At 59.0% G+C, this 15,062-nt stretch carries 11 protein-coding genes; 5 read left to right on the top strand and 6 right to left on the bottom strand.

Annotation, left to right across the window (positions count from 1 at the left end; translation table 11 throughout):
- Window positions 1-121 precede the first annotated feature (121 nt).
- From glf to AC5I5B_RS25670, 5 genes are all read right to left on the bottom strand, one after another.
- Window positions 122-1,279, bottom strand: a complete 1,158-nt coding sequence (gene glf, locus AC5I5B_RS25690) for a UDP-galactopyranose mutase (RefSeq protein WP_003510423.1) — start codon at window positions 1,277-1,279, stop codon at window positions 122-124.
- Window positions 1,280-1,381: 102 nt separating this feature from the next.
- Window positions 1,382-3,427 carry an O-linked N-acetylglucosamine transferase, SPINDLY family protein gene (locus AC5I5B_RS25685; protein ID WP_111834811.1) on the bottom strand — a complete coding sequence of 682 codons (2,046 nt, stop codon included), beginning with the start codon at window positions 3,425-3,427 and terminating at the stop codon, window positions 1,382-1,384.
- A 220-nt stretch (window positions 3,428-3,647) separates the two neighbouring features.
- Window positions 3,648-4,613, bottom strand: coding sequence for a glycosyltransferase family 2 protein (locus AC5I5B_RS25680; RefSeq protein WP_111834812.1), 966 nt, complete (start codon window positions 4,611-4,613; stop codon window positions 3,648-3,650).
- A gap of 93 nt (window positions 4,614-4,706) precedes the next feature.
- Complete coding sequence (locus AC5I5B_RS25675; RefSeq protein ID WP_495752925.1) at window positions 4,707-7,649, bottom strand: beta strand repeat-containing protein; 2,943 nt, start codon at window positions 7,647-7,649, stop codon at window positions 4,707-4,709.
- 710 nt (window positions 7,650-8,359) lie between these two features.
- Entirely contained in the window at window positions 8,360-9,253 is an 894-nt protein-coding gene (locus tag AC5I5B_RS25670; RefSeq protein ID WP_035213264.1) for a LysR family transcriptional regulator, read from the bottom strand.
- A 125-nt stretch (window positions 9,254-9,378) separates the two neighbouring features.
- On the opposite strand from AC5I5B_RS25670, the gene AC5I5B_RS25665 reads away from it, so the two are divergent.
- The 3 genes from AC5I5B_RS25665 to AC5I5B_RS25655 are packed head-to-tail and all read left to right on the top strand — an operon-like array spanning window position 9,379 to window position 12,133.
- Window positions 9,379-10,566 carry an MFS transporter gene (locus tag AC5I5B_RS25665; protein ID WP_080864642.1) on the top strand — a complete coding sequence of 396 codons (1,188 nt, stop codon included), beginning with the start codon at window positions 9,379-9,381 and terminating at the stop codon, window positions 10,564-10,566.
- A complete protein-coding gene (locus tag AC5I5B_RS25660; protein ID WP_111834813.1) occupies window positions 10,563-11,027 on the top strand; it encodes a cyclophilin-like fold protein in 465 nt (154 codons plus the stop codon). The genes AC5I5B_RS25665 and AC5I5B_RS25660 overlap by 4 nt, the downstream gene beginning before the upstream one ends.
- Before the next feature lie 26 nt (window positions 11,028-11,053).
- A complete protein-coding gene (locus tag AC5I5B_RS25655) occupies window positions 11,054-12,133 on the top strand; it encodes an alpha/beta hydrolase (protein ID WP_111834814.1) in 1,080 nt (359 codons plus the stop codon).
- A 120-nt stretch (window positions 12,134-12,253) separates the two neighbouring features.
- Here AC5I5B_RS25655 and AC5I5B_RS25650 read toward each other — a convergent pair whose 3' ends face one another.
- Entirely contained in the window at window positions 12,254-13,153 is a 900-nt protein-coding gene (locus AC5I5B_RS25650) for a LysR family transcriptional regulator (protein WP_107677805.1), read from the bottom strand.
- A 119-nt stretch (window positions 13,154-13,272) separates the two neighbouring features.
- On the opposite strand from AC5I5B_RS25650, the gene AC5I5B_RS25645 reads away from it, so the two are divergent.
- Both AC5I5B_RS25645 and AC5I5B_RS25640 read left to right on the top strand, forming a co-directional pair.
- Entirely contained in the window at window positions 13,273-14,205 is a 933-nt protein-coding gene (locus AC5I5B_RS25645) for a ring-cleaving dioxygenase (RefSeq protein ID WP_111834815.1), read from the top strand.
- Window positions 14,206-14,348: 143 nt separating this feature from the next.
- Complete coding sequence (locus AC5I5B_RS25640) at window positions 14,349-15,041, top strand: hydrolase (RefSeq protein ID WP_087746307.1); 693 nt, start codon at window positions 14,349-14,351, stop codon at window positions 15,039-15,041.
- Window positions 15,042-15,062: the final 21 nt, after the last annotated feature.

Raw genomic sequence — 15,062 nt, 5'->3', positions numbered from 1 at the left:
CTCCCTTTGCGATACTTGTCTTTAACGCCGCCGGCGAGGGACGTTATGCCGTCGCGGCAAAACGTCGGCGAGCTCCGGTAAAGCCGGCGGGTGTTATGGAGAAGAACGCGACAGATCCGTCTCAGACGGGCGAATGCAGAAATGCCGGCATGGGTGCGCCCTCCGATTGCCTGGCGAGATAGAGCCGGGCGGTATCGAGCGCCTCTCGAATGGTCGCATCCATGTCGAGATAACGATAGGTCCCCAGCCGTCCGACAAAGGTTACCGACGCTTCCCGTTCGGCACGCGCCACATATTCGGCAAGCTGTTCTTTGTCTTCGACCAGCCGGATGGGATAATAGGGAATGTCCTGCGGGCCGCATTCATGGGAGAACTCCCTGTAGCAGACGGAGCCTGCATGTTCCTCCCACGGAGAAAAGTGCTTGTGTTCGGTGATGCGGGTAAAGGGTACCGCAACATCGCCATAGTTCATCACCGCGCAGCCCTGGTAGTCGCCGTCATAGGTGAAGCGTTCGAAGTTCAGCGTCCGGTATGCCAGGCGGCCGAATTCGAAGTCGAAATAACCGTCAAGCGGACCGGAATAGAAAACGTGCCCGGAGGCGGGCGCCTCGGTGCGCTGGAAATGTGTGCCAAGCCTGACGGTGATGTTCGGATGATCGAGGATGCGCTCGATCATGTCCGTATAGCCGGTTTCCGGCATGCCCTGATATTTGTGGAAGAAGTAGTTGTCGTCATAGTTGAAGCGCACCGGTAGGCGCTTCAGGATCGAGGCCGGCAGCTCTGTCGGCGAGCAGCCCCATTGCTTCTCGGTATATCCCTTGAAGAAGGCCTCATAGAGATCGCGGCCGACGAAGCGTAGCGCCTGCTCCTCAAAGGTCTGTGGGTCGGTAATCGACTTGTCGGCCTTTTCCTCGATGAAGGCCCGGGCTTCATCGGGTCGGAAATTCTTGCCGAAAAACTGGTTGATCGTATGCAGATTGACCGGCAGCGAATAGACGCGCTCGCCGCTCGTCGTCTTGACGCGGTTCTTGTAGGGCATGAACGTCTGGAAGCCGTTCACATAGTCCCAGACTTCCTTGTCGTCGGTATGGAAGATATGCGGACCGTAAACATGCACCATGACGCCAGTCTCACTGTCGCGTTCGGTGTGGCAATTGCCGGCAATGTGATCGCGGGCGTCGACGATGTCGACCATATGGCCTGCCAGTGCAAGCTCCCGGCCAATGACTGCGCCGGAAAGCCCGGCGCCCACAATGACAATTCTTTCGTCCGCGAACATTGATAATCAGTCCTGTTCATACGTCGCCCGGCGGGCGGTCAAGATTTGCATCGAAGAGCTGCCGTGCAGCGCGTGCCCCGGCCGGTCGAGAATAGTCCGCGCTCAGTTGTCCGGTTTCTGCCAGAGGCGACGGTCATAGGGAATTGGCGCATAGTCGTGCCACTGGGTAAGCTTCTTGAGGTAGCGGTTGCGGTAGCTCTGCTCGTCTTCAAACTCTATGTTCTCGAATACGGCTTCCGCGCCCAGTTCGTAATAGAGATCGAGATTGCTGAGATCCGGCACCGGTGTCTCGCCGCGCTCACATTCGCCCTGCATCTGCCAGAACAGCTCTTCCAGACGTTGCGCCAGAGCGGGGATATCGCGCAATACGCTGGTGTCGCGCTGCCGGGCGATCGATTCTCTAACCTCCAGAAGGCTCTTCCGGTCGCGTTCGAAACCGATGGCGCGGGCGACATAATCTTCCGGCGAAGAACAAATCATTTCCGGAACACCCGCTGCCGTGACGATGCTGCCGCAGAAGCGCGCCGCAAATGTCTTGCCGGGCATGGTGAGGACGGGCAGGCCGGATGTTATCGCATCCGCGGCTGTGGAGTGAGCGCCATAGGGGAACGTATCCAGAAACAGATCGGCGACGCCAATACGGGCAATATGTTGCGGGTTCGGGACCTTCGGCGCAAATACGAGCCGTTCCGGTGCGATGCCACTTTTTTCTGCGATGCCTTGCAGGTGTTGATTGACATCTTCATCGCCCGCCAGCAGCCACAACAGGCTGCCGGGCGTTTCAGACAGGATCGTCATCCATCGCGCAAAGCAGCTTTCGGTAATCTTCTGCATGCCGTTGAAGCTGGCATAAACGAATGCATCCTCTGGCAGTCCGACCTCGGCCCGGCTTGGCCGGGCGGCGATTAGGCGCTTGCGGTCAAGCGGCTGGTCACAGGCGATGCGCAGGACCTTTTCGGAGTAATAGATGTCGTTCTCCGGCGGGATCATGTAGCCGTCGGAGATCAGATAATGATGGAAGGGGCTTCCCATCGATCCGGGATAGCCGCAGAAACTGACGATAACAGGCGCGGGACGATAGGCGAAAATCTTCGTGCGAGCGTCCTTGGTGTAGCCATTCACGTCGATCAGGATATCAATGTCGTCGGAAATGATCTGCGATGCCGCCGCGGCATCGTCGAGGCCATGGATATCCCGCCAGCAATGAACCGCTGCCTTGATCCGCTCCTGCGTGCTGTCAGTGTTGCGGACGTTACCGCAATAATAGGCGAAGACGTCAAGGCTGTTCTTGTCATGCAACTCCAGAACCTCGCAAAGAGCGAAGCCTACGGCATGATCGCGAAGATCCGACGAGAGGTAGCCGACGCGCAGCCGCTCACCGGTCCCGGACTTCTGCTTCGGTGATCTGCGCGGAAAACGGCTGAGGTCCGGGCGCGTGCCGACCACCGTTTTGCTATAGCGATATGCCTTGGCCAGCTGGAACATCGGATCGTCGGCGTAACAGCTCAGCGTCAGCGACGACATGGCGTCGAGCATCTTGCGGGCAGGGACGTGGTTCGAGGGCGCAAGCACCGGCCATTTGCACTGCCGCTGCCGCAATGACACCCAGTGCTGGCCTGCTTCCGGCAATTCCGGCCGCAGCTCGAACGCCTGCAGCAAGGCGGTCTCAGCGTCATCAAGCTTTCCGGCGCCTTCGAGGACCCGGCCGATGTTCTGCAGGGCCATATGCCGATGGCCCACCGCTTCGGCGTCGAGATGTTTCGTCGTCTCGGCATAATGCGACCACTGTTCCACTGCCTGGCCGATCAACCCGCTGTCTTCAAGGACACGACCGAGATTGATATGGCCGGGAGCGAATTGCGGATTGGCCTTCAAACAGGCGCGGAATGCCTGTACGGCGCCCGCGCGGTCGCCGAGCTGGCTGAGCGCGACGGCATAGTTGAAATAGGCAAGATGAATGACGGGATTGTTGTCGTTGAATGCGACCCAGGTCTTGTAGAGTTCCACAGCAGCGGCTCGTTGGCCGGCAGCATTGAGCGCCTCGGTCACGCTCAGCAGATCCATGAGACTTAACCGTTGGTTCCGCGCAAGATCAAGTGCGCTGGGAGCGGTGTCATCGTTTGAAGGAGAGACGTGGTTGGCGGTCATGACATCCTGCGGCAAGGCGACAAAGGGTCGAAGATAAAAACGGCCTGTTGATGGGCCGTACTTAGCTATCGCAGGTAACTTGCCTGTGGCTGGATGTGTTTGAAGCGGCGTTGCGTGTCCAGATCAGCCGGCGGCCCGGCGGAGCGAAGGTTTCTCCCAGTCAGGCGCCGGCTTTTGAGGCGTTGATGCTGTCGCGCCGCAATAAGGATCGCTCACATGTCTAGCGACGGGAATGTTTCATCCTGTAACTCGCCAGAGCGATTGACGGGTTTATCCTATAGACACTGTCGAAGTCTTCGTCCGTGAAGTATTGGTATGAATATGCGACATATTCCCGGAAAAGACCGTGCAGGTCCTCCCGCATCTGCTTGGCCGCCCATTCCAGCAGACCTGCCTTGAAGACGATGAAGATCGGGTAATATTTTGCCCTGAAGATCGGATTTTCCAGGAAAAGCTTTTCGGTGTCTTTCAGCGCCGCGAACATTTCAAGTCGGCGCTCGTCGAAAGTGCTCGTATGCTGCTCCCGTCCCGGGATGAGGCGATGTGTTGTCAGGCTGCTGTTGATGGCCAGAAAGCGCCCGGCATTCATATAGGCCGCCCAATGCGGCAGGATGTCTTCGTTGATCCGCGCGGTGGAGAAGCGCCAGTTCGTCTGGCGAATGAAAGATGTCCGCAGTATCTTGTTCCACGGGTAATTGATCGTCACCAGGAACTGCGCGGTCGAGTCGAGATCGATCATGGCGCTGTCGCGACTACCGAGGACGCTATCCCAGATATTCTTGTCGATAGGCGCCATTTCGCCAGGAGCGCCACCGGCCGTTCTCAGCACGCTATATCTGAATGCCGCGACATCGATATTCGTATCATCCATCAAGGGCAGAACGGTATCGACGGCTCCCCCATGCAGGAGGTCGTCAGCATCGTGAAACAGGCAATATTCGCTGTCGATTGTCGCCAGCGCCCTGTTGCGGGCGACGCCCGGGCCGGTGTTCGTCTCGCTGCGCATCAGCCTTATATTGGCGTGCCGCGCCATGTATTGCTCAACGATGTCGCAGGTATTGTCGGTGGAGGCATCGTCGACAACGACGATATCCATTTCGGTTTCATTACGCAGAACACTGTCGAGTGTCTCGCCGATAAGACTGGCCATGTTGAAGGCCGGAATGATGATGGATATTTTTGCCATGACAGAGACTGAATGTCCTTCTGGGGCATTCTGCAATTAAAATGTTACGACGCGGCCCTGAGCCGCGTCGTAGGTTTTCTGGTCGTTTAAGTCTTATACTGCCTTGTAGGCTTTGATGACCGCCTCGACCTGTGCATCGTTCATGACCTTGAGCTGCTGGGGCGAGAGAGCGCCGGCCTGGGCGCTGTTCAGACCACCAATGGCAGCTGTGGAGAGACCGGCGACGGCATTTGCGCTGATCGCTTTGATCTCATCGGTCGAAAAGAGTGCCAGTTCGCTGCTGTTCAGGGTCGCGATCTGTGCGGAGCTGAGGCCGGAAACCTGATCGGAGTTGAGGGCCTTGATCTGGTCGGTCGACAGGGCCGCGAACTGTGCCGAAGAGAGCGCTGAGGCCTGTGCTTTGCTCAGGGCGGCGACGTTATCGGTGCTCAGCTTGCTGGCATCGAGGCCTGCGAGTGCCTTGGTGCTGATGGCCTTGACCTCGTCGGTCGAGAAGGTGGCAAGGCTATCAGAGGACAGGGCGCCAAGCTGTGCCGAAGACAGGCCAGCGATCTGCGTCTTTGTCAGTGCCGCGGCGTTTGCGGTGCCGAGGCCCGCGAGCGCCGCCGCGGAAAGACCGGCGATGGCATTTGCGCTGATCGCTTTGATCTCATCGGTCGAGAAGAGTGCCAGTTCGCTGCTGCTCAGGGTCGCAACCTGGGCGGAGCTGAGACCGGCGACCTGATCGGAGCCGAGGGCCGTGATCTGATCGGTCGTCAGAGCTGCGAACTGCGCCGTGGAAAGTGCTGCGGCCTGTGTTCTGCTCAGGGCGGCGATGTTACCGGTGCTCAGCTTGGTGACGTCGATGCCTGCGAGAGCCTTCGTGCTGATGGCCTTGACTTCATCGGCGGAGAAGGTGGCAAGGCTGTCGGAAGACAGGGCGTTCAGCTGTGTCGAAGACAGGCCGGCGATCTGTGTCTTGGTCAATGCCGCAGCGTTTTCGGTGCCGAGACCAGTCAGGGTAAGACCGGCGATGGCATTGGCGCTGATGGCCTTGATCTCGTCAGTCGAGAACAGCGCCAGTTCGCTGCTGCTCAGGGTGGCGACCTGAGCGGAGCTGAGGCCGGCGACCTGATCGGAGGTAAGGGCCTTGATCTGATCGGTCGAGAGAGCTGCAAACTGCGCCGAGGACAGTGCCGCTGCCTGCGTTCTGCTCAGGGCGGCGATGTTACCGGTGCTCAGCTTGGTGACGTCGATGCCTGCGAGAGCCTTCGTGCTGATGGCCTTGACTTCATCGGCGGAGAAGGTGGCAAGGCTGTCGGAAGACAGGGCGTTCAGCTGTGTCGAAGACAGGCCGGCGATCTGCGTTTTTGTCAGAGCGGCGGCGTTTTCGGTGCCGAGACCAGCCAGGGTAAGACCGGCGATGGCATTGGCGCTGATGGCCTTGATCTCGTCGGTCGAGAAGAGTGCCAGTTCGCTGCTGTTCAGGGTCGCAACCTGGGCGGAGCTGAGACCGGCAACCTGATCGGAGTTGAGGGCCTTGATCTGATCGGTCGAGAGAGCTGCGAACTGTGTCGAGGACAGTGCCGAAATCTGCGTTCTGCTCAGGGCCGCAATGTTGCCGGTGCTCAGCTTGCTGGCATCAAGACCGGCGAGGGCTCTGGTGCTGATGGCCTTGACCTCGTCGGCAGAGAAGGTGGCAAGGTTGTCGGAGGACAGGGCGTTGAGCTGTGCCGAAGACAGGCCAGCGATCTGCGTCTTTGTCAGTGCGGCGGCGTTTTCTGTACCGAGGCCAGCAAGTGCAGCGGCGGAAAGACCGGCGATGGCATTGGCGCTGATAGCCTTGATCTCGTCAGAGGAGAACAATGCCAGTTCGCTGCTGTTCAGGGTGGCGACCTGTGCGGAGCTGAGACCGGCGACCTGATCGGAGGTGAGTGCCTTGATCTGATCGGTCGACAGGGCTGCGAACTGCGCCGAGGAAAGCGCCGCTGCCTGCGTTCTGCTCAGGGCGGCGATGTTGCCAGTGCTCAGCTTGGTGACGTCGATGCCAGCGAGTGCCTTCGTGCTGATGGCCTTGACTTCATCGGCGGAGAAGGTGGCAAGGCTGTCGGAAGACAGGGCGTTCAGCTGTGTCGAAGACAGGCCGGCGATCTGCGTTTTTGTCAGAGCGGCGGCGTTTTCGGTGCCGAGACCAGCCAGGGTAAGACCGGCGATGGCATTGGCGCTGATGGCCTTGATCTCGTCGGTCGAGAACAGAGCCAGTTCGCTGCTGCTCAGGGTGGCGACCTGTGCGGAGCTGAGACCGGCGATCTGATCGGAGTTGAGCGCCTTGATCTGATCGGTCGAGAGAGCTGCGAACTGTGCCGAGGACAGTGCCGAAATCTGCGTTCTGCTCAGGGCGGCGATGTTGCCAGTGCTCAGCTTGCTGACGTCGAGGCCGGCGAGGAGCTTGGTGCTGATGGCCTTGACTTCATCGGCGGAGAAGGTGGCAAGGCTGTCGGAAGACAGGGCGTTCAGCTGCGTCGAAGACAGGGCGGCGATCTGGGATTTTGTCAGTGCGGCGGCGTTTTCGGTGCTGAGAGCAGCGAGCGCTGCGGCGGAAAGACCGGCGATGGCATTGGCGCTGATGGCCTTGATTTCGTCGGTCGAGAACAGAGCCAGTTCGCTGCTGTTCAGGGTTGCAACCTGTGCGGAGCTGAGACCGGCGACCTGAGCCGAGTTAAGAGCCTTGATCTGGTCGGTGGAGAGGGCGTCAATCTGGCTGGTGTAAAGTGCCGTAACCTGAGACGCCGACAGACCGCCGATCTGAGCGGAGCTCAGTTTTGCGATCTGGGTCAGGGTCAGTCCCTTAAAGGCGCTCACGGAGATGGCCCGAAGGTCTTCAGAGCTGAAAAGAGCAAGGTTATCTGTGCTCAAAGAAGCGATCTGAGACGACGAGAGGGCCTTGATCTTGGTGCTGTCAAGGGCATTCACGTCTTCAGAGGTTAGGCTGGCGATTGTGGCCGTGGAAAGCTTGGATATCTGCACAGCAGACAGTGAGGAAAGAATAGAAGTCATGAACGTGTCCTTTACCGAATGGCGACTGGTCACGCCTATCTGCCGCCAGACACTGCCCATGATGACAGCGGTCCGACATCCGCAAATAAAGCGAAATTGTGGAGAACATGGCTCATGTGAACCTGCGCTGGAAAGGCATCATGCAATTCGAGCCGGAGAAGGGGGCCCGGATTTTCCACGCTAGCTTGTGCGAATGCCGCTTAATAATTTCCGCCGCTTAACATCTTCGCGACGTGCGTGTCATATCAGGCGAACATTTAAAGCCTAGTTAATATTTGGAGGGGGCGCGTTTATTCTTGATGTTTGCGTATCTTAGAGCTTTATAGAGTATAAAATTGCGAATCCAATTACCCAGTCGGTCGGTTTTCACTGCGGGAAACCAGATATGTCCGCGCTCGTATAAGTAGCGCCCGTTTGAGCAGGCGGGAGCGCAAGGGTTTAATGTTTATTGTCGGTCAAAACGGAACAACAATTCTTGTCGCAAGCTGATTCGCTGATGTAACGGGCGTCAGCCGCAGTCAATAATTTGCTTTGTCTCCTTTATATCGGGTGCCGTGAAGTTTGTTTTTAGGGAGAGGAAGCTGTGATTTCCCGTTTCGTGGATATGGCAATGCTTTAGACGGACAGACGCGGGCCGCGATGATCCGCCACGAATGACGGGCCGGTTTGGGTTCAGGGCGGTTGTCCCGATAGGAGGTCAATCCTCCATATCAGGCATGATGGCGCAGGGCGTCGATGATCACCTTCATCGCCGGAGACATCTGGCGCCTGCTCGGATAATAGAGGTGATAGCCGGTGAAGGGCTCGCTCCAATTGTCCAGAACCGCCTGCAATCTCCCTTCAGCGATGTGCGCCTCGACGAGGTCTTCCGGAACGTATGCGATCCCGTAGCCTTTCATCGCGGCGTCGATCTGGGAGATCGAGGAATTGAAGCTTAGTTGTCCGTCAACCCTGACCCGCAGCTCCCGCCCGTCCTTTTCAAATTCCCAGGCGTAAAATCCACCCCAGGTTGCCTGACGTGTATTGATGCAGACATGGCCGACCAGATCCTGGGGTATGACAGGGATGCCGTGTCTGACGAAATAGTCTGGCGAAGCCACGGCTCTCAGACGCCAGTCCGGGCCGATCCGAACGGCGATCATGTCCCTGTCGACGCTCTCGCCCAGTCGCACGCCGGCGTCGAAGCGTTCCTCGACAATATTGCGCATGCCATTGTCGCTATAGAGCTCAATACGAATGTCGGGATAGTTGGACAGGACGCGGCCCAGTTTCGGCCAGACGGTTGTTTGCAGGGCGTGATCGGACAGGGTGAGGCGCAAGGTGCCTGAGGGCTTTTCGCGAAAGGCGACGAGATCCGCCAGATCCGCCTCGATCCCCTGAAATCGCGGAGCGATAGATAAAAGCAGGCGTTCGCCGGCTTCCGTCGTGGCCACGCTGCGTGTCGTCCGCGTCAGCAGGCGCACGCCCAGCCGGGCTTCAAGCTGCTTGATTGTATAGCTCAATGTCGATTGCGATGTTCCGAGCGTCGCCGCAGCCTTCGTAAAGCTCCGCTCTTTGGCAACCTCCATGAACCAGAGGAGATCCTTCATATCCTCTCGCTGCATCAAAAACCTCTGATTAATATTGAATTTCGATAAGTCCATGCGAATTAGCACGGATTGTCCGCAAAGTCGCCCGGCAATATCTTCCCGCCATCGAAAGAAACCGGGATTTTAGTGGGATCTGGCGAATGACTCTCACCTATGACGACAAGATGGGCAGTAGACGTGCGGCATGGAGCGCCGTGTTTTGCATGACGCTCTGCGCCTTCGTGTTGATCGCTTCGGAATTCATGCCCGTCAGTCTGCTGACGCCAATCGCCGCCGATCTCGGCGTTTCAGAAGGTAATACGGGGCAGGCGATCTCCATCTCCGGCATCTTTGCGGTTATCACCAGCCTGTTGATTACCGGCCTGACCCGGCGGCTGGACCGGCGCGTTGTCGTGCTCGGCCTCACGGCGCTCTTGATGGTGTCCGGCATCGTGGTCACCCTTGCACCGTCTTTCCCGGTCTTGATGCTTGGCCGGGCATTGCTCGGAATTTCGATCGGCGGCTTCTGGTCGATGTCCACCGCGATCGTGATGCGTCTCGTCTCCCATGATCAGGTGCCGAAAGCACTTGCACTGCTGAATGCCGGCAACGCGGTTGCGGCAACGGTTTCCGCCCCACTTGGCAGCCTGCTGGGCGCCTATATCGGCTGGCGCGGCGCCTTCTTTCTGGTCGTGCCTATCGGCCTGCTTGCGCTCCTGTGGCAATGGATCGTCCTGCCGGAACTTCCGCCGCGCCGCGCCCGTGTATCCGCGAATGTCTTCAGGCTGCTTGGACGTCCAGCCGTCACGGCGGGCATGATCGCGATCCTGCTGTTGTTCATGGGTCAGTTCGCACTTTTTACTTATCTGCGGCCCTTTCTCGAGCAGGTCACGCGGGTCGAAATCACGATGCTGTCGCTGCTGCTGCTGATCATGGGATTGGCGGGGGCGGTTGGAACCTGGGTCGTCGGCCGGCTGCTGCAACACCGTCTCTTCAGCATTCTTGCGATCATTCCCCTGTTGATGGCCGGTATCGCGCTCTTCATGGTCGCCTTTGGCGACGCGAAACTTCCTGTCGCAGCCGCACTTGTCGGCTGGGGTTTCGTTGGAACCGCCGCACCGGTTGGCTGGGGCACCTGGCTGAGCCGCATTCTGCCTGATGATGCCGAGACCGGCGGCGGGCTGCAGGTTGCCGTCATTCAACTGGCGATCACGGCGGGGGCATCGGTCGGCGGCATTTTATTCGACAGTTTCGGCTGGTGGTCGGCCTTCACACTGAGCGCATTGTTGCTCTGCGGTTCCTCGCTTGCCTCTTTTGTCGCCTGGCGGCTGGCGCGGAGGCGATCGTGAATGGTCGCCCGGCGGTTTTCGCCCGACGCATCCTGCTGGCGATGGCCGCCGCCTTCATCCTGCCCGGGCGAGCTTTCAGCAAAAGCGGGCCTAACAATCAGGAGAGGACCGATTTGAAGATCAAGCTGATTTTCGCAGAAAACACGATGATAGCGACGCTCTACGACAATCCGTCAGCCCGCGATTTCGCGTCCATGCTGCCGCTCGACGTCAGGATCGCTGACTTCGGCTCCAACGAGAAGATCGCCTATCTCCCTCGAAAGCTGACGGTCGAAGGCCACGGTCCGTTCGAAAACGAGCGACCTTACGACCTCTGTTATTACATGCCCTGGGGCAATCTCGCGATGTTCTATGCCGACTACAGGCATCCCGGCCTCATCCGGCTGGGACGCTTCGATAAAGGCTATGAAGCGCTTCATATCCCCGGGGAATTTCCGCTGCGCATCGAACGCGTCCAATGAACCGAACCACAACAGGAGTTCCCAGCATGAGCAAGCCAGTTGAAACTGATGAAACCTGCAATACCGGCAGGCGCAACCTGATGAAGGCAACGGGCATCGCCGTCGCCGCAATGGGCATGGTGCCGATGGCGAGCGCGACGCAGGCTTTCGCCCAAACCTCTTCATGGGACAAGGTCTTCCCGAAGAGCGACAATGTCGATCACCAGAAGGTCTCGTTCAAGAACCGCTACGGCATTACCCTGGCAGGTGACCTCTACCTGCCAAAGAACCGCGAAAGTGCGCCTTTGGCCACCCTTGTCATCAGCGGCCCCTTCGGTGCGGTAAAAGAACAGTCATCCGGTCTTTATGCGCAGACCATGGCGGAGCGCGGATTTGCCGCGCTGGCGTTCGATCCCTCCTATACCGGAGAAAGCGGCGGCGAGCCCCGGAACGTCGCCTCGCCGGATATCAATACCGAGGACTTCAGCGCTGCGGTGGATTACATCGGGCTGCAATCCTATGTGGATCGCGAGCGTATCGGCGTGATCGGTATCTGCGGCTGGGGCGGCATGGCGCTGAACGCTGTCGCGGCGGACAAGCGCGTGAAGGCGGTCGTGGCCAGCACCATGTATGACATGACGCGGGCCATGTCCAAAGGCTACAACGACAGCGTCACCCTCGAACAGCGCACACAGGCGCTGGAGCAGATGAGCCGGCAGCGCTGGCAGGATGCGGAAAAGGGAAGCCCCGCCTATCAGCCGCCTTATAACGATCTCAAGGGTGGCGAAGCGCAGTTCCTGATCGACTATCACGACTACTACCGGACGCCGCGCGGCTATCATGCGCGTGCTGTCAATTCGGGTAATTCCTGGACGCAGACGACACCCCTGTCGTTCATGAACATGCCGATCCTGACCTATATCGCCGAAATATCGCCGCGCCCGGTGATGTTCATCCATGGGGAGAAAGCGCATTCCCGATATTTCAGCGAGACAGCTTTCGCTGCCGCTGCCGAACCGAAGGAACTCGTGATCATTCCGGACGCCAACCATACGGACCTGTATGACCGCGCCGACAAAATCCCGTTCGACCGGATCGCCGCCTTCTTCAGCCAGCATCTGGCCTAGAGGCCCGACCATCAGAACGTTGCGGCAGCCCCGGCTATTGCCATTTCTTGCTGCTGCCACGCTAAGCCACGCATCAGGCCGACGCGCTCGTGCGCGTCGGCGGGGTTAAGGTTGCCGGCTCTAGTCCAGCATCACCATATGCGCCGGCAATTGCTCTTCGAAGAATTTCGAGAAGGTTGCGATCCGGGGCGGCAGTGCCTGATAGGGCGGATAATAAAGCGTCAGCCAGAGTTCGGGCGGCGCCCAGCCGGGCAGGACATGAACGAGCCGGCCGCTATGGAGATGTTCGGCGATGTTAAATCCCGGCAGCATGGCCACGCCGGCGCCTTCCGCCGCCATGTCGGCCAGAACCTCGCCGCTATTGGCGCTGAATGCACGGCCAGCCGAGATGGCGATGCTTGATCCACCATCTGACAGGACCCAGTTCTCCCGCCGGCTTTCGCCGCTATAGGCAAGGCAATCGTCAGGGGTCAGTTCGCTTGGATGTTCCATCTGCGTGAACCGGCTGCCCGGGGCCGCCACCAATATTCTCGGCACAGCCCTGATCTTGCGCCAGATGGTGAATTTGTCTGATGGGGCGGACGAGATGCGGATCGCCAGATCGTAATCGTCATCCACGATATTGACCAGGCCGTCCGACAGGGAAATCTCGAAGCACATTTTTGGATAGAGTTCCCGGAAACCCGACAGGATCGGCGGCAGCACCGTCTTGCCGAGCCATGTCGGCGCGCTGATCCTCAGCCGCCCCTCATCAGCCTTATGGGCGTTGCGGACATCGCGCCGGGCATTCTCCAGCGCCTCGACCGCCGGCTGGATCTGTGCGGCGAAGATGGCTCCGTCCGTCGTCAAGGAGACCTGTCGGGTGGTTCGGACAAATAATTGCACACCGAGATCATCTTCAAGCGCGGCAATCGCACGGGTGACGGCGGCCGCCGTCATGCCCAGTTCACGGGCGACCTGCGCGAAGTTGCGCTTTTCGGCCGCCATCAGAAAGGTTTTCAGAGCTTTATGATCGTTCATCTCTATTATTTCAAAAATCGCAATTCATTCGAGAGAAATATTGCAATTCCGCGATGCAATCAAGCGGGTTACATCTCTGTCCATCGAAACGGACACACCAACAACGAAAGGCGCCGCCGATGATCAAGGATATCAAGGGCCTGCACCACGTCACCTCAATGGCGTCGGATGCGCGGCAGAACAACAGTTTCTTCACCGATACGCTCGGCCTGCGCCGGGTCAAGAAAACCGTCAACTTTGACGAACCCAGCGTCTATCACCTTTATTACGGAGACGAAAATGGCACGCCCGGCACGGTCATGACCTATTTTCCCTTCGCCAACATGATGGCCGGCCGTCCCGGCGTCGGCGAGGTGGGCGAGACGCAGTTTTCCATCCCCAAGGGTTCGCTGGGCTTCTGGAAAGAGCGCCTGCTTGCCAAGGGCGCCGCCGGCCTTCAGGCCGACACGGTCTTCGGTGCCGAGCGCCTGCGCTTCACCGGTCCCGATGGCGATGGACTTGCGCTGATCGAAACGGAGAATGATGCCCGCGCCCCCTGGCTGGCCGAGGGTATTTCCGAAGACAGCGCCATACGTGGTTTCACCGGCGCGCGCTTCAATCTGAACGACACGGCCGCCACTGAGGAACTCCTTCGTTTCATGGGTTATGAACGCGCTGATGCTGAAGGCAATGTGACGCGCTTCGTCATTCCCGGCGGCAACGGGGCCGACACGATCGATCTTGCGGCCCTGCCGAAGACGCCCTTTGCCCGTCCGGGGGCAGGTTCGGTCCACCATATCGCTTTCGCCGTCGAAAACCGTCAAAAGCAGCTGGAAGTGCGCAAGGCGCTGATGGATACGGGCTATCAGGTCACCCCCGTCATCGACCGCGATTATTTCTGGGCGATCTATTTCCGCACGCCGGGCGGCATTCTGTTTGAAGTCGCCACCAATGAACCCGGTTTCGACCGTGACGAGGATACCGCGCATCTGGGCGAAGCGCTCAAGCTGCCGAGCCGCTACGAGCCTTTCCGCAACCAGATCGAGGCCAACCTCGCTCCCCTTGCGGCATAAAGCGGATCTCTGATCCGCATCCACTGACCAAAACAGATCTATACTTTTCAAGACGGCTGCCCCTGCCGGGCAGCCGGCCGGCGAAGCCTTCCTAGTTTCCACCGCCGCAGATCGGCAATCACCCCCTGAACGGAGAACTGAAAATGTCCAAGCTCGAAGTCCTTACCCCCGCCAACAGCCAGCTCATCTTCATCGACCAGCAGCCGCAGATGGCTTTCGGTGTGCAGTCGATCGATCGCCAGACCCTGAAGAACAATGTCGTCGGCCTCGCCAAGGCGGCAAAGATTTTCAACATCCCGACGACCATCACCACGGTTGAAACGGAAAGCTTCTCCGGTAACACCTTCCCGGAACTGCTCGCGGTTTTCCCGGAAAACGACATTCTCGAGCGTACCTCGATGAATTCCTGGGACGACCAGAATGTCCGCGATGCGCTGGCGAAGAACGCCGCTGGTGGCCGCAGGAAGATCGTCGTCTCCGGCCTGTGGACGGAAGTCTGCAACACCACCTTCGCACTCTCGGCGCTCCATGATGTCGCGGATTACGAGATCTACATGGTGGCGGACGCCTCCGGCGGCACCTCTCTCGACGCGCATAAATATGCCATGGACCGCATGGTGCAGGCCGGCATCATTCCCGTGACCTGGCAGCAGGTGCTGCTCGAATGGCAGCGCGACTGGGCACGCAAGGAAACCTATGACGCCGTCACCGCGCTGGTGAAGGAACATTCCGGCGCCTACGGTATGGGCATCGATTATGCCGTCACCCATGTCCACGGCGGTGCCGAGCGCGTCAAGCACGGCAAGCGCATCGGCCCCAACCCGGCCAAGAAATAAGCTTTCAACCACGCCGCGCCG

The sequence above is a fragment of the Agrobacterium sp. genome (assembly GCF_059499945.1).
The sequence above is the reverse complement of the archived record's forward strand: the minus strand, read 5'-3'. Positions and strand labels throughout refer to the sequence as shown.

What these genes read in the sequence shown, in the direction of transcription:
- glf (WP_003510423.1), bottom strand. Translation starts at nt 1,279, where the DNA reads ATGTTCGCGGACGAAAGAATTGTCATTGTGGGCGCCGGGCTTTCCGGC.
- AC5I5B_RS25685 (WP_111834811.1), bottom strand. Translation starts at nt 3,427, where the DNA reads ATGACCGCCAACCACGTCTCTCCTTCAAACGATGACACCGCTCCCAGC.
- AC5I5B_RS25680 (WP_111834812.1), bottom strand. Translation starts at nt 4,613, where the DNA reads ATGGCAAAAATATCCATCATCATTCCGGCCTTCAACATGGCCAGTCTT.
- AC5I5B_RS25675 (WP_495752925.1), bottom strand. Translation starts at nt 7,649, where the DNA reads ATGACTTCTATTCTTTCCTCACTGTCTGCTGTGCAGATATCCAAGCTT.
- AC5I5B_RS25670 (WP_035213264.1), bottom strand. Translation starts at nt 9,253, where the DNA reads ATGCAGCGAGAGGATATGAAGGATCTCCTCTGGTTCATGGAGGTTGCC.
- AC5I5B_RS25665 (WP_080864642.1), top strand. Translation starts at nt 9,379, where the DNA reads ATGACTCTCACCTATGACGACAAGATGGGCAGTAGACGTGCGGCATGG.
- AC5I5B_RS25655 (WP_111834814.1), top strand. Translation starts at nt 11,054, where the DNA reads ATGAGCAAGCCAGTTGAAACTGATGAAACCTGCAATACCGGCAGGCGC.
- AC5I5B_RS25650 (WP_107677805.1), bottom strand. Translation starts at nt 13,153, where the DNA reads ATGAACGATCATAAAGCTCTGAAAACCTTTCTGATGGCGGCCGAAAAG.
- AC5I5B_RS25645 (WP_111834815.1), top strand. Translation starts at nt 13,273, where the DNA reads ATGATCAAGGATATCAAGGGCCTGCACCACGTCACCTCAATGGCGTCG.
- AC5I5B_RS25640 (WP_087746307.1), top strand. Translation starts at nt 14,349, where the DNA reads ATGTCCAAGCTCGAAGTCCTTACCCCCGCCAACAGCCAGCTCATCTTC.